The organism is Chitinophaga pinensis DSM 2588, from assembly GCF_000024005.1.
Classification (GTDB): Bacteria; Bacteroidota; Bacteroidia; order Chitinophagales; family Chitinophagaceae; genus Chitinophaga; species Chitinophaga pinensis.
The window spans coordinates 8,068,642-8,095,608 of the sequence record NC_013132.1; the positions used below are offsets into that span (position 1 = coordinate 8,068,642).

Annotated in this window: 21 protein-coding genes; 12 read left to right on the forward strand and 9 right to left on the reverse strand. The window is 46.2% G+C overall.

Features of this window, described 5'->3' with window-relative positions; all coding sequences use genetic code 11:
• Positions 1 to 60: 60 nt before the first annotated feature.
• On the forward strand, positions 61 to 330 hold the full coding sequence (locus tag CPIN_RS31760) for a hypothetical protein (RefSeq protein ID WP_012793990.1): 270 nt from the start codon (positions 61 to 63) through the stop codon (positions 328 to 330).
• On the opposite strand, the gene CPIN_RS31765 is transcribed toward CPIN_RS31760, so the two are convergent.
• The gene (locus tag CPIN_RS31765) at positions 302 to 1,552 is read right to left on the reverse strand and encodes a DUF6807 domain-containing protein (protein WP_012793991.1); all 1,251 of its coding nucleotides are present in this window, start codon (positions 1,550 to 1,552) and stop codon (positions 302 to 304) included. The genes CPIN_RS31760 and CPIN_RS31765 overlap by 29 nt on opposite strands.
• 29 nt (positions 1,553 to 1,581) lie before the next feature.
• The gene (locus tag CPIN_RS31770; RefSeq protein WP_012793992.1) at positions 1,582 to 2,592 is read right to left on the reverse strand and encodes a dipeptide epimerase; all 1,011 of its coding nucleotides are present in this window, start codon (positions 2,590 to 2,592) and stop codon (positions 1,582 to 1,584) included.
• Positions 2,593 to 2,699: 107 nt separating this feature from the next.
• Between CPIN_RS31770 and CPIN_RS31775 the strand changes: the two genes are divergently transcribed.
• The 5 genes from CPIN_RS31775 to CPIN_RS31795 all read left to right on the forward strand — a co-directional run bounded on the left by CPIN_RS31775 (position 2,700) and on the right by CPIN_RS31795 (position 11,769).
• Complete coding sequence (locus CPIN_RS31775) at positions 2,700 to 3,305, forward strand: RNA polymerase sigma factor (RefSeq protein WP_012793993.1); 606 nt, start codon at positions 2,700 to 2,702, stop codon at positions 3,303 to 3,305.
• A gap of 56 nt (positions 3,306 to 3,361) precedes the next feature.
• Entirely contained in the window at positions 3,362 to 4,555 is a 1,194-nt protein-coding gene (locus tag CPIN_RS31780; protein WP_012793994.1) for a FecR domain-containing protein, read from the forward strand.
• Positions 4,556 to 4,879: 324 nt separating this feature from the next.
• On the forward strand, positions 4,880 to 8,185 hold the full coding sequence (locus CPIN_RS31785; RefSeq protein ID WP_012793995.1) for a SusC/RagA family TonB-linked outer membrane protein: 3,306 nt from the start codon (positions 4,880 to 4,882) through the stop codon (positions 8,183 to 8,185).
• A 10-nt stretch (positions 8,186 to 8,195) separates the two neighbouring features.
• Positions 8,196 to 9,596, forward strand: a complete 1,401-nt coding sequence (locus CPIN_RS31790) for a RagB/SusD family nutrient uptake outer membrane protein (protein WP_012793996.1) — start codon at positions 8,196 to 8,198, stop codon at positions 9,594 to 9,596.
• Between the two features lie 25 nt (positions 9,597 to 9,621).
• The gene (locus CPIN_RS31795; RefSeq protein ID WP_012793997.1) at positions 9,622 to 11,769 is read left to right on the forward strand and encodes a redoxin domain-containing protein; all 2,148 of its coding nucleotides are present in this window, start codon (positions 9,622 to 9,624) and stop codon (positions 11,767 to 11,769) included.
• A 156-nt stretch (positions 11,770 to 11,925) separates the two neighbouring features.
• On the opposite strand, the gene dnaK is transcribed toward CPIN_RS31795, so the two are convergent.
• Positions 11,926 to 13,830 (reverse strand): molecular chaperone DnaK, encoded by a 1,905-nt coding sequence (dnaK, locus tag CPIN_RS31800; RefSeq protein WP_012793998.1) that lies wholly within the window; start codon positions 13,828 to 13,830, stop codon positions 11,926 to 11,928.
• Positions 13,831 to 14,082: 252 nt separating this feature from the next.
• On the opposite strand from dnaK, the gene CPIN_RS31805 reads away from it, so the two are divergent.
• The 3 genes from CPIN_RS31805 to CPIN_RS31815 all read left to right on the forward strand — a co-directional run bounded on the left by CPIN_RS31805 (position 14,083) and on the right by CPIN_RS31815 (position 18,138).
• A complete protein-coding gene (locus CPIN_RS31805) occupies positions 14,083 to 15,432 on the forward strand; it encodes an OmpA family protein (protein ID WP_012793999.1) in 1,350 nt (449 codons plus the stop codon).
• A gap of 52 nt (positions 15,433 to 15,484) precedes the next feature.
• Positions 15,485 to 16,084, forward strand: a complete 600-nt coding sequence (locus tag CPIN_RS31810) for a porin family protein (RefSeq protein WP_012794000.1) — start codon at positions 15,485 to 15,487, stop codon at positions 16,082 to 16,084.
• 125 nt (positions 16,085 to 16,209) lie between these two features.
• Positions 16,210 to 18,138, forward strand: a complete 1,929-nt coding sequence (locus tag CPIN_RS31815) for an arginine--tRNA ligase (RefSeq protein WP_012794001.1) — start codon at positions 16,210 to 16,212, stop codon at positions 18,136 to 18,138.
• 69 nt (positions 18,139 to 18,207) lie between these two features.
• Here the strand turns inward: CPIN_RS31815 and CPIN_RS31820 are convergent, their stop codons facing one another.
• From CPIN_RS31820 to CPIN_RS31840, 5 genes are all read right to left on the reverse strand, one after another.
• Positions 18,208 to 18,840 (reverse strand): tetratricopeptide repeat protein, encoded by a 633-nt coding sequence (locus CPIN_RS31820; RefSeq protein WP_187294711.1) that lies wholly within the window; start codon positions 18,838 to 18,840, stop codon positions 18,208 to 18,210.
• Between the two features lie 95 nt (positions 18,841 to 18,935).
• Positions 18,936 to 19,421: a cytidine deaminase gene (locus CPIN_RS31825; RefSeq protein ID WP_012794003.1), complete on the reverse strand. Its 486-nt coding sequence runs from the start codon at positions 19,419 to 19,421 to the stop codon at positions 18,936 to 18,938.
• Between the two features lie 219 nt (positions 19,422 to 19,640).
• On the reverse strand, positions 19,641 to 20,822 hold the full coding sequence (gene lepB, locus CPIN_RS31830) for a signal peptidase I (RefSeq protein WP_012794004.1): 1,182 nt from the start codon (positions 20,820 to 20,822) through the stop codon (positions 19,641 to 19,643).
• A gap of 213 nt (positions 20,823 to 21,035) precedes the next feature.
• Positions 21,036 to 21,692 carry an alpha/beta fold hydrolase gene (locus CPIN_RS31835; protein WP_012794005.1) on the reverse strand — a complete coding sequence of 219 codons (657 nt, stop codon included), beginning with the start codon at positions 21,690 to 21,692 and terminating at the stop codon, positions 21,036 to 21,038.
• Positions 21,693 to 21,757: 65 nt separating this feature from the next.
• The gene (locus tag CPIN_RS31840) at positions 21,758 to 22,942 is read right to left on the reverse strand and encodes a sigma-54-dependent transcriptional regulator (RefSeq protein ID WP_012794006.1); all 1,185 of its coding nucleotides are present in this window, start codon (positions 22,940 to 22,942) and stop codon (positions 21,758 to 21,760) included.
• 167 nt (positions 22,943 to 23,109) lie between these two features.
• Here CPIN_RS31840 and CPIN_RS31845 point away from each other — a divergent pair, with 167 nt between their 5' ends.
• Both CPIN_RS31845 and cysM read left to right on the forward strand, forming a co-directional pair.
• Entirely contained in the window at positions 23,110 to 23,925 is an 816-nt protein-coding gene (locus CPIN_RS31845) for a serine O-acetyltransferase (protein WP_012794007.1), read from the forward strand.
• Complete coding sequence (cysM, locus tag CPIN_RS31850) at positions 23,926 to 24,810, forward strand: cysteine synthase CysM (protein ID WP_012794008.1); 885 nt, start codon at positions 23,926 to 23,928, stop codon at positions 24,808 to 24,810.
• 258 nt (positions 24,811 to 25,068) lie between these two features.
• Here cysM and CPIN_RS31855 read toward each other — a convergent pair whose 3' ends face one another.
• A complete protein-coding gene (locus CPIN_RS31855; protein ID WP_012794009.1) occupies positions 25,069 to 26,052 on the reverse strand; it encodes a pyruvate dehydrogenase complex E1 component subunit beta in 984 nt (327 codons plus the stop codon).
• A 186-nt stretch (positions 26,053 to 26,238) separates the two neighbouring features.
• Between CPIN_RS31855 and CPIN_RS31860 the strand changes: the two genes are divergently transcribed.
• Positions 26,239 to 26,877, forward strand: a complete 639-nt coding sequence (locus CPIN_RS31860) for a hypothetical protein (protein ID WP_012794010.1) — start codon at positions 26,239 to 26,241, stop codon at positions 26,875 to 26,877.
• Positions 26,878 to 26,967: the final 90 nt, after the last annotated feature.

Below are 26,967 nucleotides of genomic sequence, written 5' to 3' on the forward strand. Positions count from 1 at the left end.
GAACGGGCCTTCGTATTTTTATTTGTATCTTGAAGGATGCATACTAACCCGGAACAACCCATGTCTGAAGAAAAAGAACCCGCTTCCTGGTCCACCGTTATCTGGATGCTTGTTATCTCCCTGATCGGCTTCGGCTTTGCGATCACCCGTTTTATTCAGTTCACACAACAGGAACATCCGTTAAGAGGGCTTCGCCTGACCCGTATAGAGCTCTATATTTACCGCGCTACGGGTCAGTGGGGTGTTATTATTATTTTCATCATTATGGGCATTTTCGGCCTGTATAATGCCATTAAAGCCTTCAGATCGATCCGTTCCAGGCAACAGTAACTTCCGGCGGTTTTACATAGTCCTGGTAATAATTCTCTATTTCTTCGTTTGTCAGGTCTTTTATGAAGGTCACTACCCGGTAACGTTGGGCGTAGTACCGGCCATATTGCAGGATCCACTCTTTCATTTTCGTCGGACTGAAATTCATCATGATCTCTCCTCTTTCAGAATTCTCCGGCCATACCCGTAAAGGCTGCGGAGAATCAAAATTGCCCGGGTGATTCATAATCAGGATACCGGCCTGTCCTTTCTCTGTACGTCCTGTTATCTTGATCCAGCGGGCGCGGGTACTGTCTGCATCTTTCCTTGTTTTTCCTTCAGAGGTCAGTACAGCACTGGTAGCGGCGGTCCATGCCTCCATTGTACGTAAACCAAAGCCGCCGCCATAACGGTATTGTAATAAAGTGATACCGGCGGTATCTGCACAGTTCAGGGTACTGGCAAAATCCCATACAAAACGGGAGGTATCCGTTCCGCAATTTAATGCCTTGATCACCCATTCTTCATTGAGGGCTGTCACTTCTTTACCACCTGAAAAAGCAATATGATCCTGTAAAACAGTAAAACCACAGGCTACAGGCCCCTGTACCCTTCCAGCCACTCCTTTAAAACGTACGGTGCCCTCCTTTTTCTGCAGGTTCCAGAAGTCGGTTTCTTTGCCTTTAAAAGAAGTATGCGTCCAGGGATTCCAGATTCCTACATGATGCCAGTGTCCTTTTGGGTGGATATTAGTGATGACCTGCCCGTCAGGCGCCCAAAGGGGATGAATAAAGCCGCTACGGCGATATACCGTATCGACGCCGGCCGGAGGCTCCATGATAGCGTAATTGTATTGTAACAGTTTCCTGCTGCCCTGGCGTAGTAAAAAAGCGCCCGCAGTATCTTTTAGCTGCATCACATTGCCGGCAGCAACAGATTGGCCTTTGACCAGTTCGTATACACGGGTACTGCCTGCCGGTGTAATCCCTGCCAGGATCCAGTACAGATTGTCGTCCAATAGCTGAAAAGGCACAGGGGAACGCTTATTACCGCGTACTTCCTGCAACTGAAGGGAGTCCGGCCCTGACTGGTAAGCGTTTTTCAAAGCCGTATACACAGCGGTATTGAGACGCGGGGAAGTACCTGCTTTTACGCTGATACGCGCCAGAACCTGTGCATGGGCAGACAGGGTTGCAAGCAATAGCAGGAGCGTCGGTGTACGCCACTTACATTCGTTTTTCATAACAGTGATTGTTTGAGGGTAATGGGTTTTTATCTTAATAAGGCGCCGGTACCGGGCCTGTCAGCATAGATGATACGACCGTCTACGATCTTCACACCATCAGCGGTGTCTTCTGCCAGCAAAAGCGGGCCATCCATATCCACATAATCCAGATACGGTAACAGGTGTGCTACCGCAGAAGTACCCACCGTACTTTCATTCATACTACCGGTCATGACCTGCATACCCAGTTGTTTGGCTTCCGCAATCATGCGACGGGCAGGCGTGATACCACCACATTTGGTGAGTTTGATATTGATACCATGAAACAGGCCCTTACACAAGGCAACGTCTGCTTCCGTAATACAGCTTTCATCCGCAATCAGCGGTAAGGCGGATTGTTCATACACCTGTTTCATCCCATCTATATCAGCTGCCGGCATGGGTTGTTCTATGAACTCAACACCCAATGACTTAAACGCAGCCGCATTACGCAGGGTTTCTTCCACTCCCCAGGCGCAATTGGCGTCTACACGAAAGATCGCATTGGTATGCTTTCTCAGTGCTTCAATGATAGCAATATCCTCTTTGGTTCCCAGTTTAATCTTGTAAATGGGCCATGGAAACTCCTTCAGTTTGCTGACCATATTCTCCACCGTATCTATGCCAATCGTATAGTCTGTCATGGGATTATGAGAGATGTCGAGCCCCCATACCTCATATAGCTTCTTCCCTTGTTTTTTGGCATAAAGGTCATGCGCTGCCAGATCAATGGCGCAGAGGGCAAAGAGATTGTCTTTAAACAAAGGGAACAGCGTCTTCCACAGTTCCTCCGGTGTATCGAGTGTATATCCTTCTATCAGGTCTCTGTGTGCATTGATATCTTCCATCAGACGCGGCACTGTCATATTGTAGTATGAGTTGTCGGCCGTTTCTCCCAGTCCGCTAAAACCATCCTGTTCCAGTTTAACGACCAGTAATGGCTGTACATCTTTGGATTTACGCGAAATGGTGAATGTATGTTTAAACTTTAGTTCAAATGGGTATAGTGTCAATTGCATACCACAAAATAAAAATAAAGCGCCATAAAAAAAGGGGTTAAAACTTCCCGGACGTTTATTATCATTGTAGCAGCTTACGTTTTTCAGGTGTTATATAAAATCGTCATTTGCCGATCAACCAACCATACGACGAGAGAGAGCTGCTTCTACGTCTGGAAGCTGACGACAAATCAGCATTCGACACGATCTATTATCGTTACGAGCAAAAGCTAAAACTATATCTGTTCCCTTTTACAGGAGGGGATAGTCACCTCGTTGACACCATTCTCCAGGACGTGTTTGTAAAGCTATGGCTGAAAAGAAAGGAACTCAGCGGCGTAGCCGTACTGGAGTTTTACCTGCAACGCATGGCTAAAAACAGGCTGCTGGATCATCTGAAACTTCGTGATATCAGGGAAAAGCACGCCAGGACCTATGCCGATCTCCAGACCGATGCAGGAGATCATATCAGCGAACAGCTACAACTAAAGGAATATCTCTCTATCGCCAGAGAAGGCATCGCACAACTCCCCTTGCGCCGTCGTATTATCTTCTCGATGAATGTATTGGAAGGCTGGTCTATCGACGAGATTGCCACCCACTTACAGGTATCAAAAGATGTGGTCAAAAAACAGCTGCAACTGGCCAAAACATTCGTCAGAGATTATATATCAAAAAACGGGGATCTTCCCGGAGCTATCTGTCTTGCCATCCTGCTGTTACCAGCTTTTTAAATTTTTTTTCGTCCCCCATCCCTTTTACTTTTCGACATTCGTCTTATATAGTGTATATGATCAACAAAGCGGAGATATTAGCCAGATTTGCCCGTAATGAGGTAAGCGCAGCAGAGCGCGCAGCCTTTCATGCATGGGTGCAGACATGCTCTGCTGCTGAGGTGGAAGCCCTGATGGATGAATATGGAGAAATACTTGTCCATATCGAGCCGGCGCCTGCAACTGCGGATGAAACGCTTTTAGCGGCCATACACCAGGAAATTGCGACACAGGAAGCAAGGCAGCCAGGGCCGCTTATACGCCGCATAGCTCTGCGCAGATGGAGCCAGGCTGCTGCCGTAGCCCTATTGCTGGGAGTAGGCATTTATTTCTGGAAAACACGCCAGAGGCAGTCGGTACAAGCACCGGTGGTTGTAGTCAATAAGGATATTGCGCCCGGTAAGGAAGGCGCATTACTTACGCTGGGCGATGGTTCCGTCATAACACTGGATAGCGCACATACCGGACAGATCGCTCAGCAGGGCGGCGCTACCGCGCGTATATCAGGCAATAGTCTGGTGTATGACAAAAACGGACGGGAAAACGTATATAATACCATGCGTACACCGAATGGAAGACAGTTTCAGCTGGTACTGCCGGACGGTACAAAAGTATGGCTGAATGCAGCCAGCTCCATCCGCTATCCTACCCTGTTTGCAGGAAAGGAAAGGCTTGTGACGGTAACAGGAGAAGCTTACTTTGAAGTAGCCGCCAATGCGGATATGCCTTTCAGGGTAAACGTGAATGACAAGGCAGAAATAGAAGTGCTTGGTACAGATTTCAATGTGAATGCTTACAATAATGAAGCAACAATCAGTACGACCCTGGTGTCGGGCTCCGTACGTATATTATCAGAGAGGAATAAAGGAGTAATTATCAAACCTGGCCAACAGGCACAAATCACCATTGCAGCTGCCAGACAGGGTAATCAACACAATACAGGAATTGAAGTGGTTAGTACAGATGTGGAAAAAGCAGTCGCCTGGAAAAATGGCTTGTTCTATTTCGACAACATGACATTACCGGAAGCCATGCGTCAGTTAGAACGCTGGTATGACATCCGCGTCGTATATGAAAAAGAAGTACCGGATATCAAGCTAACGGGAAAAATGACAAAACAGGTAACGCTCGGAGGATTACTGGTCGTGCTGGAAGAACTGGGCGTACACTCCAAACTGGAAGCGAACACGCTGACGATAACAGCAAAATAATATGCACCACTCGTCGTAAGCAGGCCATCCATGCAGTGAACAGCGACAGAACGGACAATGCCGGTATCAGGATCAAAGCAGGTAGTATACTGACCGCTTTTATATAAACAAGAATCAGCCTTTAATAGAAAAACCGTCACGGGGGCAACCGCGACGGTCAGGTATTCAGTTGATTCGAAAAACGGTTCCCTAACCACTTTTTTAACAACCAAATCGTTGCAATTTATGCAAAAAAAATGTGTGTTCCGCATACCGCGGAGCTATTGCCCGTCTGCGCGTCCGGGGGGATGGCGGGGTATCAACATCAACCAAATCAGGAGGGTCATGAGATTAACCGGCGTGCTACTTTTTGTAGCTTTTTTCACAGCCTATGGGAACGGAGTCGCACAGCGTGTTACTATTTCCGGCAAAGCCTTCACATTAAGACAGGTATTTACCGTCATCGAAAAACAAACAGGGTATGTGGTGCTCACCAACAATGAATTGTCTTCACAAAGCAAGACCTTTTCGCTGTCTGCTACTGACATGCCCCTGAAAACATTTCTCGACAAGCTGTCAGTCGATCAGTCCCTGAAATACATTATACAGGACAAGACCATCGTGTTATCCCGCAATACCTCTCCTTCGCCAAACACTGCTACCATAATGATCCTGGCACCGGAGAAACCTTCGCTTTCCGGTCAGTTGCTGGATGAGAAAACCAGGGAACCTGTCATCGGTGTCACCATCCGTATGAAGCATTCCGGTCAGGGGACTACTTCAGATGCCTCAGGACGTTTCTTCCTGCGTGACCTGACAGAAGATGCAGTGCTGATCGTGTCTTCCGTAGGTTACGCCCCTTCAGAAGTACCTTATAAAAAGGTAGCCGCATTACCGGCAGGAGATACTTATACTGCGAATGGTATCAGGATTTTCAAGCTGAATACCGGCGGCATTGTCATCTATCTTGCCAGAAGTACCAGCAACCTTGATGAAAGTGTGGTAGTAGCATATGGTACCACTACACAACGTTTCAATACAGGTAGTGTTGTCAGTGTGAAAGCAGAAGAGATAGAAAAACAGCCGGTCAGCAATGTACTGGCAGCATTGGAAGGGCATGTAGCCGGACTGTTTATCTCTCAGTCCAACGGCGCTCCCGGTAGCCAGATGAAAATATCTATCCGTGAGCAACAATCTATCACCAGTGGTAAGCTCCCATTGTTTATCATCGATGGTGTGCCTTTTGTAGAAACCCCTATCAACACTGTTGGCGGTTCTACCTATCAGTCCAATGGCGCCACCGGATATATCGACCCGATGAACTCCATCAATCCGGCTGATATCGAAAGCATCTCCGTACTGAAAGATGGTGACGCGACTGCCATCTACGGTTCAAGAGGTGCGAATGGTGTTGTGCTGATCACCACTAAAAAAGGCAAAGCAGGTGATACGCGATTTGATGTGAATGCGTATACCGGCGCCGGCAGAGTGACTAATATGGTATCTATGATGAATCTGCAACAGTATCTGGCGATGCGTCGTACGGCCTTTGCTAACGACAACGTACAACCAGATAACTCTAATGCACCTGATCTTACACTTTGGGATACGAATAAGGAAACAGATTTTCTGAAAAAATATATTGGCAATACTGCACATCAGACAGAGATCACCGGCGCTCTTTCCGGTGGTAGCCCCTATCTGCGGTATCGCTTTTCAAATACCTGGCGGCATGAATCAACTGTATTTCCGGGCGACTGGGGCTACAACCGTTATGCCTCCCATCTCAGTGTAGATAATACTTCGCGTAACGGTAAGTTTGCCGTTACCGCAACAGCGTTGTACACCAAAGAATCTAACAATCAGGTAGCCACTGATCTTACCTCCACAGTTGTCAAACTATCTCCTAACTATCCGTTGTTTAACAATGATGGTACCTTAAACTGGACAGGTGGCTTTACCAATCCGGAGTCCTATCTGATAAAATCCTCCAGATTCAAATCGGATAATCTGCTGGCGAATGCAGCCTTACGTTATACAATCATTCCGGGATTAAATGCAAAGGTCAGTGTAGGTTATAACAAGATTTCACAGTCTAACGATAATTATCAGCCCAGAGCGTCCCTGAACCCCAACAGTGGTTCAGGACAATCTATGGCCTCTTATTCATCCAACTACATAGAAAGTTACATCGTAGAGCCGCAGCTGGACTATACAAGAGCACTCGGACGCGGCCGTTTGAATGTACTATTAGGTGGCACCTGGCAGCAATCCAATTATGCACAGCCTTATTATGTTACAGCAACCGGTTTCTCCAATGACAGACTGATGAGCTCCTGGGTGGCGGCATCTACGATCACTTTCAAAAGCAGCAGCTTTACAGAATACAAATATGTTTCGGCATTTGGCCGTCTGAACTATGTGCTGAATGATCGTTACCTGTTCAACTTCACTGGTCGAAGGGACGGTTCTTCAAGATTCGGTCCGGGACGCCAGTTTGGTAACTTTGGTTCCGTTGGCGCAGGTTGGATATTCAGCAGTGAACCCTGGATGAAAACAGCACTTCCATGGTTGAGTTATGGTAAAATCAGAGGAAGCTATGGTACCATTGGTAACGACCAGATCAGGGATTACGGCTACCTGTCTACTTATGGTAACGTATTTTATAACTATGGAGGGCCCGGCATTTATCCGGTTCGTAGCGCAAATCCCGATTACGGATGGGAGTCAAATCGTAAGGTAGACATTGCGCTTGAAACAGGTTTACTGAAGGACCATATTCTGTTTACCGCCTCCTGGTTTTCTAGCCGCACAGGCAATCAGCTGGTGAATATTCCCTTGTCTTCACAGTCCGGTTTCTCATCTTATACCGGCAATATGCCTGCGCTGTTACAAAGCTCAGGATGGGAATTCGAACTGAAGACCACTAATGTCAGTTTGCAAAAATTCTCCTGGAACAGTTCCTTTAATATCACTTTTCCGCGCAACAAACTCCTGTCATTTCCAGGACTGTCCAGTACTGCTTACGCTTATGTCTTTATCGTCGGAGAACCCATCGGCAATGATAACGGCTATCATTACACAGGACTACAGGATGGTATAGCGACTGTGGAAGACCTGAATAAGGATGGCAAATTCACACAAGGCCTGCACCAGACCATGAATGGCGACTATAACATCATTGCCCGCGCCAGTCCTGACTTTTATGGCGGATTCAGTAATACGTTCCGGTATGGGAAGTTCCAGCTGGATGTTTTTATGCAGTTCGCCAAACAGACCAAACCTGACTTCCGCGGCGCAACAAGAGGGTTCCCTGGCGGACTGGCCAACCAGGATGCAGATATCATTACAGACGGATTTAAGCCAACTGTAACAGTAGGCGGACCGGCAGCAAATGCTTATCAGAATTATTATCTCTATTCTGATGGGGTATATTCAAATGCCGCTTTTGTACGACTGAAAAATGTCAATCTCAGTTATGAATTACCTGCTTCATGGGCAGCAGCTGCCAGACTGAAATCAGCAGGCGCTTTTATCAGGGCGCAGAACCTCTTTACCATCACCAGTTATTTCGGCTTTGATCCTGAGACAGGAGGTAGCGTATTGCCACCGCTGAAACAGATAGCAGCCGGTATTCATTGCTCACTTTAAACATCCGGGAATGAAAAAACAGCTTTCTATATATACTTACATCTTACTATTTGCCGGCGCCGTTATGACCAGTTGTAAAAAGCTGATCGAGATAGATGCGCCGGCCGATCAACTGGTGACCAGCAGCGTCTTTCTGGATACACTTACGGCAGATGCAGCTCTTTTGGGTATGTATTCCAGAGCGGCCAATCCCAATCCGGGCACGGATATGGCCACTGCAACCAGTATGTTCAACAGTATGTCTGCTGATGAAACATACTGTTACATTTATAACTTCTATGATGATTTTACAAATAACGCCCTGACGCCACAGCTCTATTATGTAGATGGCTTATGGAGTACTTTGTACAATAACATTTTCACGGCTAATTCAGTCATTACAGGACTCAGTGACTCTCCACTTCCGGAAGGTTATAAAACGCGCTGTACCGCTGAAGCTAAGTTCATGCGCGCATTGAGCTACTTCTACCTGGTAAATGAGTTTGGTGCAGCGCCATTGGTCATGTCTACAGATGTGCATAATACTACCAGACAACCACGCGACAGCGTCAATGTTGTATACGATCAGATAGAGAAAGACCTCACCGAGGCACAACAGGCACTTCCTGCTACCCTGGACCTGTATGGCGGTAAAAGGATACGTGCGACTACCTGGGCAGCGAACGCCCTGCTGGCGAGAGTATATCTCTACAGGGGCAAATGGCAGCAGGCAGAAAACATGGCCACTACCGTCATCAATAATCCAGGTTTATTCCGCATGAAAGAAGACCTGAGCCAGGTTTTCCTGGCGAACAGTGAAGAAGGCATATTACAATTCGTGAATGGTATCACCAGTTCCTGGCTGGCCAATAACTTTGTACCATTCGCAGCCAGTCCGACGCCAAAGTTCGTGCTGAAAGATGGGCTATATACCGCCTTCGAAACCGGCGACAAACGTAAAGACAACTGGGTAGGCATTAAAACATATGGTGGTGTAGACTACCCTTATCCTGCTAAATACAGGTATATGTCAGGCGTGGGTGCAGTGGAACACATGCAGGTATTACGCCTGTCAGAGCAATACCTGATCCGTGCGGAAGCCAGAATGCGCCGGCAGAAATTTAACGAAGCAGCTACAGATATCAATACTGTCCGTGCAAGAGCAGGACTTTCACAGACAACGGCTACAGATGCGTCTTCTTTGACGACAGCCATTGAGCATGAGCGTAGAATAGAATTTTTCTGCGAATGGGGACAGCGCTGGCTGGACCTGAAACGTTGGCCTGGAGTAGCGAATACCAGCATTACACGGGCAGATGAAGTATTATCTGCACTAAAGGGTAACCAGTGGCAGGCAACCGATGTTTTTTATCCTATCCCGCAGTCACAAATCAATGCCAATTTAAACCTTAGTCAAAACCCAGGATACTGATCATTAAAAAATTCAATTGTTTACCATGCGTTCTCACTTATTCAAACATACGCTCCCTGTTATCACCCTGCTGATAGGATCATTCTCAGCAAAAGCACAGTCAGGAGCAGGTCCATTTATATTGAAAGGACAGGTAGCTGCTAATAAATACCCGGCAGTACTTTATCTCGACTATGAGGTTGGTGATAAGAACTGGGTACATGATTCTGTCACACTGAAAGATGGACACTTCAAATTCACCGGCAAGCTGAAAAGACCGGTATCGGCCAGACTGATATTTAAAAACCAACCGGGTTACCGCTACTTTTACCTCCAACCAGGCACAGTAGAAGTGAATACCAGCGGCTCACTGGATAGCGCTATTGTCAGCGGTAGTCCAAATACCGCCATACAGGACAAGTACGCAAAGCTCCGGGAAAGTTACTCCGCTGTCTTCGCAGGATTTCGTAACAGGTCCTTTTTCAACCGGGGTAACCAGGATACCCTGGATGCTGTAAAAGCAGCGCGGGCTATCGTTGAAAAACAATATACCAGTACGCTGGCGGACTTTATCAGGCAACATGCCGATACTTACGCTGCCTGGGATATTGTCTATAACTGCCATATCGCATTGGATCCGGACTTTATAACGCCCTTGTTTGACGCCTTGAGTCCGAGACTTAAAAATGCGCCTGAAGGCAAGGAACTGGCTACGCAGATCGCCAATGTCAGAAGAGTAATGGAGGGTGCTCCTGCGCCTGATTTTATACAGTCAGATGTGAAAGGAAATCAGATCAGCCTGTCTTCTTTTCGTGGTAAATATGTGCTGGTAGATTTCTGGGCCAGCTGGTGCGGCGTTTGCCGCATGGAGAACCCGAATGTACTGCGGGCCTATAATGTTTTTAAAGATAGGGGGTTCACGGTATTAGGCGTATCGCTCGACGATTCAACGCAACATCAGAAATGGCTGAAGGCAATTGAAGAAGATAATATGCCCTGGCAGCAGGTATCAGATCTGAAAGGCAGGAATAATATGGCGGCTGTACAGTATGGCATCAGGGGGATTCCTCAGAACGTGCTGATTGATCCTAATGGCGTTATAGTAGGCAAAAACCTGCGGGATAAAGAACTGATGAACAAGCTGATCGAAATCTTTGATAAGGGCTATAATATGCGCATGGAAGGCGATATCAAGGGTTTTAAAGACAGCATTATGATCTTCAGCTATAACAGGGACAATACGCAGGTGCATGATACGGTACCCGTTCAAAACGGACAGTTTAACTGGCTGGCATTGATGAAGGAACCACAGGCGGTACAGGCGATCAGTCTGCCAGGGCATCACATGCTACGGTTCTATTCTGATATCGGATACCTGCAATTCTCGGCAAAAGCCGATTCACTGGCAGCATTTACCCTGAAAGGTTCTGCATTACAGGATGAGGCGAACTTTTTCAAGGCTTCTGTAAAGACCATTACCGATCAACAGACGGAGGTGGTCATGAAATACTACGCTGCGACAAGTAAAGAGGCACAACGGCCTTACAAAGCGCAAATGAAGACCTTACAGGAAGAATATAACGACCGTGTTAAGCAATACATTCAGACCAATTTTTACAGTCTGTATGCCTTGCAAATGGTAAAAGACATGGCGGAGAATCTTGCCGGCCCTGAATATGGGGAAGTCAACCCGCTCTTTATGTTATTGCCGGAAGTAGTACGCGGAACACCGACCGGGAAAATAGTGGCAGAAAAGATGCCTGTTATAAAAAGACAGGCCATCGGCGAAGCAGTGACTAATTTCTCCCAGATTGATAGTACCGGCAAAAATATATCTATCGCTGATTTCAAAGGCAAGTATGTACTGGTAGATTTCTGGGCCAGCTGGTGTGGCCCTTGTCGTGCAGAAAACCCGAATGTATTGAAAGCATATGATGCCTTCAAGGCCAAAGGATTTACGGTAGTAGGCATTTCCCTGGATACGGATGCGTTTAAATGGAAGAAAGCCATCCATGATGACCATATGCCATGGACGCAGTTATCTGACCTGAAAGGCTGGAAAAATGAGGTCGCACAATACTATGGTGTACGTGGTATTCCCTGGAATATGCTGGTAGGTCCGGATGGTAAGATCATCGCTAAAGGACTCAGAGATGAAGAATTAATGAGCAAGTTGTCAGAGCTCATGCAATAATCCACGTTTCTCTTTTTTAGTAGTCATAAACCAACTGTTAAACAGCCGTTCTGCCTTTGGTAGACGGCTGTTTCTTTTATAGATCGTTTATAATGCAAGAAGCCGTCCACCAAAGGCAGACGGCTTCTCTATCCTAAATATCCCTAAGCTATTTGCTTACTTTACTTCTTCGAATTCAGCATCGGTTACGCCTTCGTTGCCGGCAGCGCTACCTTGTGGCTGACCTTCTGCACCTGCACCACCGTTAGCCTGTGCTTCCTGTGTTGCTTTGTACAGTTCTTCAGAAGCTGCAGTCCATGCGTTGTTCATTTCTGTAACAGCTGCATCTACCTGAGCGACATCACCGCTCTTCTGTGCTTCTTTCAGTTTGTTCAGGGCAGTTTCGATTGTGCTCTTCTTATCCGCAGGGATCTTGTCACCGTATTCTTTCAGCTGTTTTTCAGTCTGGAAGATCAGGCTATCTGCCTGGTTCAGTTTCTCGATCTTTTCGCGTGCTTCTTTATCTGAAGACTCGTTTGCTTTCGCTTCTGCCTTCATTTTTTCGATCTCTTCTTTGCTCAGACCACTACCTGCTTCGATACGGATGTTCTGTGTTTTACCAGTTCCTTTATCTTTTGCAGTTACGTGCAGGATACCATTCGCATCGATGTCGAAGATAACTTCTACCTGAGGTACACCGCGTGGTGCTGGTGGGATACCATCCAGGATGAAGCGCCCCAGTGTACGGTTCTGGCTTGCTAAAGGACGCTCACCTTGTAGTACGTGGATCTCAACGCTTGGCTGGTTATCAGCAGCAGTAGAGAATGTTTCTGATTTCTTGCTTGGAATTGTTGTGTTAGACTCGATCAGTTTAGTGAACACACCACCCATGGTTTCGATACCCAGAGAAAGCGGGGTAACGTCCAGCAGCAATACGTCTTTTACTTCACCAGTCAGTACACCACCCTGGATAGCAGCACCGATAGCTACTACTTCATCCGGGTTTACACTTCTGTTCGGTTTTTTACCGAAGAATTTTTCTACCACTTCCTGGATCTTAGGGATACGGGTAGAACCACCTACCAGGATCACTTCGTCGATTTCAGAAGGGTTCATGCCGGCATCTTTCAGCGCTTTACGGCAAGGTTCCAGTGTTCTTTCCACCAGGTTATCTGCCAGTTGCTCGAATTTAGGACGGCTCAGTTTTTTCACCAGGTGTTTAGGCACGCCATCAACAGCAGTGATATAAGGCAGGTTGATTTCAGTTTCCTGAGAAGAAGACAGTTCGATCTTCGCTTTCTCTGCTGCTTCTTTCAGACGCTGCCATGCCATTGGATCTTTATGCAGGTCAACCGCTTCATCTTTCTTGAATTCGTCAGCCAGCCAGTCCATGATCACTTTATCGAAGTCATCACCACCTAAGTGTGTATCACCATTGGTAGATTTTACTTCAAATACACCATCACCCAGTTCGAGCACGGAGATATCGAATGTACCACCACCTAAGTCGAATACGGCGATTTTGCTATCAGCGTGTTTTTTATCCAGACCATAAGCCAGTGCAGCAGCAGTTGGCTCGTTAATGATACGGCGTACTGTCAGACCAGCGATCTCACCGGCTTCTTTAGTAGCCTGACGCTGTGCGTCATTGAAGTAAGCAGGCACAGTGATAACTGCTTCAGTTACTTCCTGACCCAGATAATCTTCCGCAGTTTTCTTCATTTTCTGAAGAATCATTGCTGAAATTTCCTGCGGAGTATATAATCTACCATCAATATCGATACGTGTAGTGTTGTTTTCGCCACGTGCTACTTTGTAGCTCCAGTGAGGAATTTCATTGGATAATTCGTCAAAATGACGACCCATGAAACGTTTCACTGACATAATAGTGTTTACCGGGTTAGTGATTGCCTGACGTTTAGCAGGATCACCTACCTTTCTTTCACCATTTTTTAAGAAACCCACAACGGAGGGCGTAGTTCTGCGTCCTTCATCATTGGCAATTACTACCGGTTCGTTACCTTCCATAACGGCAACGCATGAGTTGGTAGTACCTAAGTCAATACCTATTATCTTTCCCATAATTATAAATATTCTCGCTTGTAGTTGTAGATAGATTTTTTGTCTCCGACATAGCAAATGTCAATGATTATGCCAATGGACCTGTCATGCAATTATGTCAGTTTACGATGTCAGTTAACCGCCAAATACCGGTAAAAGCGAGCAGGCGACTGAACAATTTTCATGAAAAAAGGTTTGTAAGGTAACCCACGGCACTAACCATGCCCGGGCGAGTAATGCAAATTTCAATTTTATATCTAACCCTGAACAATTATGAAAAACTCCTCTTTTTTCCGGGCAGCCTGTATGGTAGCCCTTTTCACCCCCTTATGCAGTATAGCCCAGACTTCTGTAACGGGCCCTATTTTTACGGATGGCCCTGGTTACCGCCGCTTTTCGATAGGCGTAAACGGGGGATTGCTGGCTCCGGTAGCACCGACGGGTGGCAGCAACGATTTTACAAAATGGAAAGCCCAGGCCGGTTATGGCGCTTATGTAAAGTACCAGATATTACATTCGCTGGGTATCCAGGCCAACTATACAGGTGGCAAGCTGGCAGGCAATAATGACCGCAAGTTGGGGAATGACAAGACGCCCGACCGGGAAGTTAACTCCTTCGAAACCAGTCTGAAGTGGTCAGCCGGCCTAAGTGCCGTCGTCAACGTGGCCACTATCAACTGGATGTATAAAAAGAATGCCGTGCAGATTTATGTATCTGCGGGTGGCGGCCTGGCCGGCTATTCTCCGAAGATCAGTTCACAGGTGGAAGGCGGTAACATGATAGAATATAAAAACGACGGTATTATTAAAGAATTTTATGTACCCATCGGCGCGGGTCTGAAATTCAAACTCTCAGAGTCCGTTAACCTGGATCTGGGATATACCATGCATTACGTGGATGGCGACAACCTGGATGGTTATAATTATGGTCCCGACAGGGATAAATTCTCTTACGGTTATGCAGGTCTCGAATTTCCGCTGGGTAAAAGAACTAAGCCAGCACTCAACTGGCAAAACCCGGCCAGGGTCATGTATGATGAACTGGCACAACAGAAAGCCAATCTGCAGTCCGAACTGGAAGCCTCCCGTGCATTAAACACCAAATTAACCGCTGATGTGGATAAGTTGATGGCAGATGCTGACAGCGATGGCGTATCGGACTATTTTGATAAATGTCCGGGTACAGCTGCCGGTACCAAAGTAGATGGCAGTGGCTGTGAATTACCTAAGGACACAATGCCTAAACAGGTGATTACCAAAGTAACGATTACAGAAGACGACCGCCGCCTGATCAAAGACGCGATTCAGAACCTGGAGTTCGAATTTGCCAAGTCCAGCATCAAAGCCAGCTCCTACCCTTCACTGGATAGGGTAGCAGAAATGCTACGGACCAAAGGTTTCAGTCTGAAACTGGGCGGTCATACTGACAATGTAGGTAATGCCACCAAGAATATGGCGTTGTCTAAGGACAGGGCTGAATCTGTGAAACAATACCTTGTTGAGCATGGGGCAAATCCGTCAAAAATCGAAGCCGTAGGCTATGGCGCCAATCAGCCGATCGCCAGCAACAAAACAGCTGCAGGCAGACAGAAAAACAGAAGGGTGGAATTCACCATATATTAAAAAATATGGGCATAGATTTTGCTCAGCTTGGCAAATTCTCTATAAGACTAATATGAAAAAACTCATCTTTTCTGTAATGCTGGCAGCTTGTGCGGCATTTACAGCCAATGCCCAGACACTGTCTTTTGGTGTTAAAGGCGGTCTGACCATATCGAAGCTGACTCAGTTTGACGACGCAAAAGTTCGTCCGTCTATTTTCGCAGGTGGTTTTGCTAACATCGCTTTCAATGAGAGCATGTCATTACAGCCTGAATTGCTGTTTTCCGGCCAGGGGACAAAGTACGAACCCCTGAACCAGAAGATCACCTATCGCCTCAACTACATCAACATACCGGTGATGTTCCAGTACCGTATTGTGCCGGAATTCTACCTGGAAGCAGGTCCGCAGGTGGGCTTCGCGGTTTCAGGTAAAACACATGCCGGTAAAGTGACCGTAGATATTAGTGATAACACCAAAGCGGTGGATTTCGGACTGGGTTTCGGTCTGGGATACCAGTTTCCGGTAGGTGTGGGTATCGCTGCCCGTTACATGTTCGGACTGACCAACGTGTTTGAAAACAGTTTTGAAAACAATAAGAACTCCGTCGCACAGATCGGTATGTTCTACACATTCAAACATCAGCATACGTCTTCAAAAAAGCGTAAAAGATAATCTCTCCGAAAGGGCCGGCTTTATAAAGCCGGCCCTTTTTCTTTATTATATTATTGCCTCCTTCCTCTCCCCCGCCAGATTTTTTATACCTTTGATGTTACTTTTTGCATTAACCGTTTATCAGCATGAGTGTTGTACAATCCATAAAATCTGCTGCTGCCGCAGCAATTAAAGCGCTTTTTGACCAGACAATTCCTGCAAAGGACATTGCCATCAATACTACTAAACCTGAATTCGAAGGTGAATACACCATCCTGGTATTCCCTTTCACTAAATTCAGTCGCTTAAAACCCGAAGAAACTGCTGATCGACTGGGTAAATACCTGCAGGAACATAATCCTGACCTCGTAGCAGGATACAATGTGATCAAAGGTTTTCTGAATATCCAGGTCAACGAACAATACTGGGCGCAATACCTTCAGCAACACTTCAATAACCGCAATATCGGTAAGAAGCCATCCAATGGTAAGAAAGTGATGGTGGAATACTCTTCTCCCAATACTAACAAACCTTTGCACCTGGGTCACCTGCGTAATAACTTCCTGGGTTATGCCGTATCTGAGATACTGAAAGCCAATGGCTATGAAGTGATCAAAGCCAACCTGGTAAATGACAGAGGTATTCACATCTGTAAGTCCATGCTGGCATGGCAGCTGTTTGCCCATGGCGATACCCCGGAATCAACCGGTATCAAAGGCGATCACCTGGTGGGCGACTACTATGTGAAGTTTGAATCTATTCTGAAAGAACAGACAGAACCTATTATTGCCCGTGCGTTAGAACATGATTATAAAGACTTTGAAGGGGCGGATAAAGAACGCATGGAAAAACTGGTAACTGTTTTCCATAAACCTGAAATTCAGGCTGACCAGGAGAAACTGGATAAGCTGAATGACGAAATCAAGGAACTGTCTCGTAAGCAGACAGAGATCATGCAGCAAGCGAAAATCATGCTGCAGCAGTGGGAAGCCGGTAATCCTGAAGTAAGAGCGCTCTGGGCGACCATGAACGGCTGGGTATACAAAGGTTTTGATCAGACTTACAAACGTCTGGGCATCGACTTTGACAAAATGTACTACGAAAGCGAGACCTATCTGCTGGGTAAAGACCTGGTAGAAGAAGGTCTGGCAAAAGGTATATTGTTCAAAAAAGAGGACAACTCCGTATGGATTGACCTCACTGCCGACGGCCTGGATGAAAAGCTCTTACTGCGTGGCGATGGTACCTCCGTATATATGACGCAGGACCTCGGTACTGCCCGTCTGAAATACGCTGACTACCAGATGGACCAGAGCCTGTATGTAGTAGCAGATGAACAGAACTATCACTTTAAAGTACTGCAACTGATCCTTCAGAAATTACAGGAGCCTTGCGCTGATGGTATTTATCACCTGTCTTATGGCATGGTGGAACTGCCAAGCGGTCGTATGAAAAGCCGTGAAGGTACCGTGGTTGATGCAGACGACCTGATAGTAGAGATGATCAACACAGCGGAAGAGCAGACCAAAGCATCCGGTAAACTGGATGACATGAGTGAAGATGCACTGGGATTATTATACAATATGATCGGTCTCGGTGGTCTTAAATTCTTCCTGTTACGTGTAGATCCGAAAAAGAAGATGGTATTCGATCCGAAAGAGTCTATCAGTCTGCAGGGATTCACCAGTACCTTCGTACAATACGCACATGCACGTATTAAATCCATTCTGCGTGATGTAGCACCAGACGTAGATAAACTGGAAGGTTACTGTCATAAGGGCAGCCTTACCACACTGGAGAAAGAGCTGATCGTACTTAACGAACAGTATGACAATGTGTTGGAAGAAGCAGCCAAAGAAATGAGTCCGTCTGTTATTGCAAACTATGCCTACCAGCTGGCACAGACCTTCAACTCTTTCTATGCGGAGAAGAAAGATGGTATACCTGTTCATTCTGTAAAGCAGGCAGAAACACCTGAAAAGCAGAAACTGCGTTTACAGATCATCAAGCTGACCGCAACGACTATTGCAAAGAGCATGAAATTACTGGGTATTGACGTACCGGAAAGAATGTAATTACCAGCTTAGTATAAAAAGGGAAAGCGTCCGCCGATGGTGGACGCTTTCCCTTTTTATATGAAGTTATTATTGAACAACCTGTAATGCCTTATCACACAAGGCTTCTCCTTTTGCTATCTCCCCTTTACCAATATACGATTTACCCAACAGGAACATGGCGAATGCGTTTGCAGGCTGTATCCGCAGTAAACGATCCCAGTAAATGACAGCAGCCACATATTCACCCACAAGATAATAATGATGCGCCAGTGCCTGTAAAGCCCGGGTATCGTCCTGACGTAATTCGAGACAGGTATTCAGATGTTGTATCCCTTTCCCTGTCTCTTTGATATGCAGATATGCCGTCCCGAGTGTAAGACAATAATCCGCATCCTGCCGGCGTCCCTTTTTTGTGGCTGTTTCAAATGCATGTACAGCAGCACGGAAGTCTTTTGTATTGAAATAAAGTACGCCAATGGCATACCAGGCAGCAGGCCGGTCATCTTCCAGCCGCAGGTATTCCCTGTACCAGGTAATACTTTCCGGATACACCTCTTCCAGCACGGAAATTTCCGCCAGCTGCAGATAAGCTGACGCATAACCACTGTCACGACGTAAAATTTCTTTAAAGCACTTCTTTGCAGCATCAAGTTCACCGGCATGCCGGTAACTGATACCTTCTTTGTAAAGACTCTTTAATTTATTTCCAGGAAAAGCCATAACAACTTGCGCAAATAGGATAGCCCATAACAAAGGACATAAGATACGGATATTCAGCATAGGGCATCATACGGACCACAACAAATATAGCAAATTTATTGCATATCCTCTGCTGTGAATGCCAGGGGAAGAAGATGTCTGATTGTAGGGATAACAAATACTTTTCCGGTCTGCCCGCCCATAATGATCCTGATGGCCTGTTGCTGACGGCCTTCATACTCCAAAAGGGTCTGACGGCAGATGCCACAGGGAGATATCGGGGCGTCATTACTGCCATTCGGGTTATGGTAACTGACAGCAATTGTGAGAATAGGTACCCCGGGATACAGCGATGCAGCTGTAGACAGGGCCACTCTTTCAGCACAGATACCGGCAGGAAAAGAGGCGTTTTCCTGGTTGGTCCCCCTTACAACAATGCCATTGGCCAGTAATATAGCAGCACCTACATAGAAATTAGAATATGGAGCATAAGCCTGGGCGGTCACTTCACGGGCTTCTTCCAGTAAACGCAGATCGGCAGTGGGTAAGGCTGCACTGTCAGGAAAAGTATGGTATTCGAAAGAGTGTTTGCGGATGTCCATGGCTAATTAACAATTAAGAATTAAGAATTAGGAATTTAGGAATAAAATGCCGTTCATGGTAGTTATTGCCTGACTTATTTTGTAATGGAATGATACGCAAAAGGGCGTCTCAACGATTGAAACGCCCTTTTTTATAATTTGAGAATTAATTTTCAAGTCATCCACACAACTCTTCGCCGCATTCCTAATTTTTAATTCTTAATTCCTAATTCCTAATTGTTACTTGATTGTTTTAAACAACCTGTTCCATCTAATGCTGCCATGTCCATAGCTCATCCATATCAACCATGCCTTACCTACAATGTGGTCTTCAGGAACAAAACCCCAGAAGCGGGAATCCAGCGAGTTATCACGGTTGTCACCCATCATCCAGTAGTAGTTCATCTTGAAGGTGTAGCTGTCAGCTGGTTTGTCATTGATATAGAACTGACCGTTTTTAGCTTCCAGTTTATTGCCTTCGTATACGCTGATGATACGATCGTAAAAAGCGATATTGGTGCTGTCGATATGAACAGTTACGCCTTTCTTCGGAATGTACAGCGGACCGAAGTTATGTTCTGTCCATTTGTAGTGAGCGGTATCATGCGGGAAGACCTGAATCTCCTGCGTGGCAGCTCTTACATAAGGTTTTACTTCTTTTACAACCGGCCATGTGCTCAGCATGTTAGCCATGCCAGGGGTCAGGTCATAACGGAAGAGCGCAGAATCAAACACACCGGCAGGATTCGGATCAATATCCAGTTCATCCAGACGGGTTGGATTCAGCGGGTCGCCGGTGGTTTTTACCCAGTAACGACGCTCACTTTCAGGTGGGATAGGCGCCTGTACGCTATTGATGTAAACAACACCTTCTTTGATTGACAGGGTGTCGCCCGGGACAGCCATACAACGCTTGATGTAGTTTTCACGTTTATCAACAGGACGGGAAGTAACATGGTTCTGTTCCCATACATTATCACGTCCGTAATATCTTATCAGCTGATAGTAGCTCTGTTCCTGTTGTTCCAGGGCCACGGTATCGCCTTCGGGGAAGTTAAATACAACGACATCATAACGCTCAACATCTGAGAAGCCTGGCAGACGTCTGTATTTCCATTGTACGGCTTCAGAATAAGCTTTGCTGTACTTGGTAAATGGCAGCGTGTGGTGGGTAAACGGAACAGCCAGCGGCGTCATAGGAATACGTGGACCATAACTGATCTTGCTGACAAACAGAAAGTCGTTTACCAGTAAGGTCTTTTCCATAGATGGGGTTGGGATTGTGTACGCCTCAAAAATAAAAGTGCGTATCAAGGTAGCAGCGATGATCGCGAAAATCGCAGCATCAAACCACTCTCTTACGGCAGATTTCTTCTTCTTTGGCTGACCCTCTTTATTTCTTCTCCAAAAAGCCAGGTTCATTAAGATTCGTTTAAGATATTTTAAAGATCAAATATAAGATACTGTGTGCTGCAAGCTAAATAATAGTAATCAAAAGTTTTGCTAAAATAAGTGGATTAGGTTGATTTAATAAACTTTTTTACATGTAAGGCCCTTGAAATCGATGCCTTTCCGTATGGGCCAGGGTTATGATATTGCAGCCATTGGTCATCCGGAAGACAGTACAGGAGCGGCTCAGCCCAGCTCCTGACTCAATATCCGGCTGATTTCGGCCGCCCGGTTATAGACCATGAAATGCCCGCCATCAGGAATCGTATAATCAGCCTTAATGAAACGGAGCGGAAAAGCCTTATCCCGGCCGCCATGAATATGCACAATGGAAGCAGGTATAAAGTCATTAGACCAGTGTACGATCACCCGGATCCCCCAGCGGAGGTAGCCATAAGCCGTTTTCTTCATATAGTCTGTCAGCAACGCGACCTCCTCCTCCGTCTCCGCATTCAGGAACAGTTTCACGACGCCCTTTCTGCGGGTAAAGATGATGGAATCAGGCAGGCGAAGCAATGCCAGCAGTCCTGTTTTCTTCACCCAGCCCAGATATGGCGGTCTTTCACTGGTCTGTTTGATACTACTGATCAGGATCACTTTACTGACAGGACGCTGACGGGCGATTTCCACAGCCAGCATACCACCAAATGAGACGCCTATCAGGGTCACGTTTTCGTGTTCAATCCTTTCGGCCATGCGGGCCGCATATTCCGGAAAACTTTCTTCTGGCGAGGGTGTCAGCCACTCAAGGTAGTGGACAGTATATCCTGCGGGATAATGCAGGTTTTTGAAGATTCTTTCGTCTGCTCCCATGCCACTGAGCAGGTACAGGTGTCTTTCCATGATAGTTTAGGAAAAAATGAGCGGGGAAAAACAAAGGCTGTCCCTTGCAGAACAGCCTTTATATATTATGCGTTTACTTTCTTCTTGTCTCTCGCCGGCAATACGTAGTCAAACACATCTTCAGGTGTAATCGTTTTCCCGGAAAGGATTACCAGTCGGGCTACCACGTTACCCAGTTCACGGATATTTCCGGACCAGTTATGTTGCTGCAAAGCCTTCATGGCTTCCTTATCGATCGATTTCCTGGCCATACCATACTCCTGGCAGGCGCTGTCAAGAAAATGTTCTACCAGTGCAGGAATATCTTCCCGACGATCATTCAGGGACGGTACATGGATCAGGATCACACTAAGGCGATGGTAAAGATCCAGACGGAAGTTTTTGTCTTCCACTTCCTTCAGCAGGTCTTTATTGGTCGCCGCTACCACACGCACATCAACACTGATCTCTTTGTCGCCACCTACACGGGTGATCTTACCTTCCTGCAGGGCTCTCAGTACTTTCGCCTGTGCGCTGAGGCTCATATCGCCAATCTCGTCCAGGAACAGTGTACCACCATTCGCCTGTTCAAATTTACCGATACGCTGTTTTACAGCAGATGTAAAGGAACCTTTTTCATGACCAAAGAGTTCGCTTTCAATAAGTTCGCTCGGGATAGCCGCACAGTTCACTTCCACGATAGGGCCGGAAGCACGGTTGCTCAGCTCATGAAGCCAGCGGGCTACCAGTTCCTTACCTACCCCGTTTTCACCGGTTACCAGTACGCGGGCATCAGTTGGCGCCACCTTTTCAATCGTTTCTTTTATTTTCAGGATGGGCGCTGAGGTCCCGATCATTTCCTGGGTTTTGTTCACTTTCCGGCGCAGGGTCTTGGTTTCTGTCACCAGGTTGGTCTTATCCATGGCGTTACGCAGGGTAATCAGCAACCTGTTAAGATCCGGCGGTTTGGAGATATAGTCGTATGCGCCTTTTTTAACTGCTTCTACGGCCGTATCGATATTGCCGTGACCTGATACCATGATAATGGGCACATCCGTATTGATTTCCCTGGCTTTTTCCAGGAATTCCAGCCCGTCCATTTTGGGCATTTTTATATCACAGAGTACGGCGTCGTACTGCTTATCCTTGAACAATTTGAAGCCTTCAGCACCATCTGCTGCTTCCTCTACTTTGTATCCTTCATAACTCAGGATTTCGGATAGCGTTTTACGTATGCTTTTCTCATCATCAATTATCAGAATGCTGGCCATATCATTATTTTAGTGAACAACGAACAAAATTACGGCAAAATACTTGATCGTAGACAAGATAACAAATGCTGTTAAACCCGGTTATTTGTCTACAGTCCTTATGGACTTTCGACATTAATACGTAATTTCAATGATCGTTTTCCCTCAATCCTGTAATTCACTTGGATATGCAACAACTTTTAGAAGAATTAAGGCGGAGACACCAGTTGGCTGCGGCTACTGCTTATCCTCCTACCAGTGCGGTGAACGACTTTGCCAACAACTTTATAAACTGGCTTTTTCCGGAATACACCGGAAAAGTGATGTCTGATATTGTATTACTGGAAGAATACGCGCATATGTTGCAGGGTGAACTGCAGCATATGTTGTCGCCGATGCAACAGCAACTGCCTGCTCCTGCAGAAGAACTAAGCCGTCAGTTCATGGACCAGGCAGCCGTTATCTATGACGCCTTACAGAAAGATGCAGAAGCTATCTATAAAGGCGATCCTGCGGCCACCTGCATGTATGAAGTCATCAGGGCTTATCCGGGCTTTTATGCCATCGCATTCTACCGTATTGCACACGCGCTTCATCAGCTGAAGATACCGCTGTTGCCCCGTATGATCACAGAACGGGCGCATAGCTGTACAGGCATCGATATACATCCGGCAGCGGTTATCGCGCCGTATTTCTGCATCGACCATGGTACCGGCATCGTCATCGGAGAAACGACCGTCATCGGCTCCAATGTCAAACTATATCAGGGTGTGACACTGGGCGCATTGAGCGTGGACAAGGACATGGCCCGCAGCAAACGCCATCCTACCATTGAAGATCATGTTATTATATATGCCGGCGCCACCATTCTGGGCGGCGATACCGTGGTAGGACACCATAGCATTATTGGTGGTAATGTATGGCTTATTAAAAGTACTGCCCCCTTCAGCCGGATCTATTACCGGGCTGACGGCAGTGTTAACGTAGTAGAAAATAGTTATTAAATGCATTCGATATTAGATCTTGTTGGTAATACCCCAATGGTGGCGCTTAAAAGTATCAGCGCCAATCCGGATGTTACTATTTATGCAAAACTGGAAGGAAATAACCCGGGAGGAAGTGTGAAGGACAGAGCCGCCTATGGTATGATCAAAGGCGCATTAGACAGAGGAGAGATCAAACCGGGTATCAAACTGATCGAGGCCACCAGCGGTAATACAGGTATTGCCCTGGCCATGATCGCCAGCCTTTTTGGTGTGGAAATAGAACTGGTCATGCCGGAAGACGCTACCAGGGAAAGGGTGCTGACTATGGAAGCCTTCGGCGCGAAAGTGGTACTGACTCCCAAAGATGCCTCTATGGAAGGATCCATCGATTATGCCAATGAGCAGGTGGCAAAGGGGGGTTATCATATGCTGAACCAGTTTGCCAATCCGGACAACTACGGTATGCACTACAAAACTACCGGCCCGGAAATATGGCGGGATACCCACCATGGCGTTACACACTTTGTCAGCGCAATGGGTACCACCGGCACTATTATGGGGGTATCCAAATACCTGAAAGAGCAAAACAACGATATACAGATCGTAGGTTGTCAGCCGACTGACGGCAGTAAGATCCCGGGTATCCGGAAATGGCCGGAAGCCTATCTGCCTAAGATCTTTGACCGCTCCAGGGTAGACCGTATCATGGATATTTCTGAGGAAGAAGCAAAAGCCATGACCCGCCGGCTGGCAAAAGATGAAGGCATCTTCTGTGGTATGAGCAGCGGCGGCGCAGTATCTGCGGCAGAACGCATCTCCAGAGAACTGGACAAAGGGGTGCTGGTGTGTATTATTTGTGACAGAGGAGATAGGTATTTATCGTCTGACCTGTTTGGGAATTAGGAATTAAGAATTAAGAATTAAGAATTAAGAATTAAGAATTAAGAATTAAGAATTAAGAATTGAAATGCAGCGGAGATCGCTGCGGATCATCATAAAACACAAAAAAGAAAGCGGCATTTTAATAAAGTGCCGTTTTCTTTTTGCTAAAGACTCCTGGAGCAATTCTTAATTTTTAATTCTTAATTCTTAATTGAAATTACATAAAAGCGCAAGGCCGTCCTGATAATCAGAACGGCCTTGCGCTTTTATGTAATTTCCTTACTTCTTCATGTACATTACTTCTTTCACCAGTTTCACGGTGCGTTCAACGTCTGGCAGGTAACCCTTTACCAGGTTCGGCGCATAGTGCATTGGTGCATCAGCTGCAGTGATACGACGGATCGGAGCATCCAGGTAGTCGAAACCTTCCTTCTGGATACGGTAAGAGATCTCAGAAGAAACGCTGGCGAATGGCCACTGTTCTTCAACGATCACCAGACGGTTGGTTTTCTTAACAGATTCCAGGATAGTGAACCAGTCCAGCGGACGGATCGTACGCAGGTCGATTACTTCAGCCTCGATACCTTCTTTAGCCAGTTCTTCAGCAGCACTCAGCGCAACTTTCATCATTTTGTTGAAAGAAACGATGGTTACGTCTTTACCAGCACGTTTGATATCTGCTTTACCGATTGGAATGATGTATTCTTCTTCAGGAACATCACCCATATCGCCATAACCTACCTCGCTTTCCATGAAAACAACCGGATCGTTATCACGGATAGCTGCTTTCAGGAGACCTTTACCATCATATGGGTTAGATACTGATATAACTTTTAAACCCGGGATGTTCGCATAGTAGCTTTCGAAGGCAGTGGAGTGCTGTGCACCCAGCTGACCTGCGGAACCGTTCGGTCCACGGAAAACGATAGGACAACCTACCTGTCCACCACTCATTGCCAGCATTTTAGAAGCTGTATTCAGGATCTGGTCCAGTGCCAGTACGGCGAAGTTCCAAGTCATAAATTCAACGATCGGGCGAAGACCATTCTGTGCTGCACCAACAGCGATAGCAGTGAAACCCAGCTCGGCGATGGGAGTATCTATTACTCTCTTAGGGCCAAACTCATCCAGCATTCCCTGGCTAACTTTGTAGGCTCCATTGTATTCTGCTACTTCCTCTCCCATCAGGAAAACGCGATCGTCACGGCGCATTTCTTCCTGCATGGCTTCTCGTAAGGCTTGTCTGAAAGCTATCTGACGCATGCTGTTACTCTTAAAGTTTGAAAGTTAATTGCCTCATTTATATTAAGGCAGGGGCAAAATTATCGTTTGTTGTTGAAAAAGCAAAGGAAAAGTTCGAAGGAAGGCCTTTCAGATTTTAAATACTATATATAAAATATTGTATATATTAGCAGGAACACTGCCTGTTATAAGTTAATATCCTATCCTATGTTTACGATCACAGTCCTTTGTATCTGTTTTCTGGCGGCCATCTCGTTTAAGATCAAAAAGGTAAAAGCACCTTTAATCACCGGTCTGATCTGGTATTTTCACCTGGCCATGTGCGTATTTTCCATCCTGTGCGTCCTCCTGCTGATCAGCGGTTATGGATTCAAGGGCACCTATACGGAAAGAGTATTTTTCACTTTATATGGCGGCTCCGGCATCCTGTTATATGGCCTGACACCCAAAGAAGTATCCGGAAAATGGGTCTATCTGTGTTCTTTTTACGGTTTTCCCTTTGTGCTGCTCTTTGGTCTGCTGCTCCCTCCATTACGGATCCTTACCATGATCACCGGTATGGGACTACTGTCTGACGGAGACCTGAAACGCTACCAGATTGATGATGATTATGCCATACAGACCAAATCCATAGATATCGTATCCCGTTATCCCAGCTATAGCCTGATCGAAGATAAATACTGGCTGTTTGAAAAGATCTCCGGCGATGTGATCAAACCGGAAGGGCAACCGGCAGCTTTTAAATCAGAGAGAGCAGGAGCGGATAGCGTAAGGTTGTTTATTAGTTTAGTGGATGAGGTGGATAATAGAAAGAAGTTAGATACGACGATCTCGCTGAGGAATTAAGAATTAAGAATTAAGAATTAAGAATTAAGAATTAAGAATTAGTGCGAAGATCAGTATGGATAAAATATTGATATCCAAATGAATTTGATC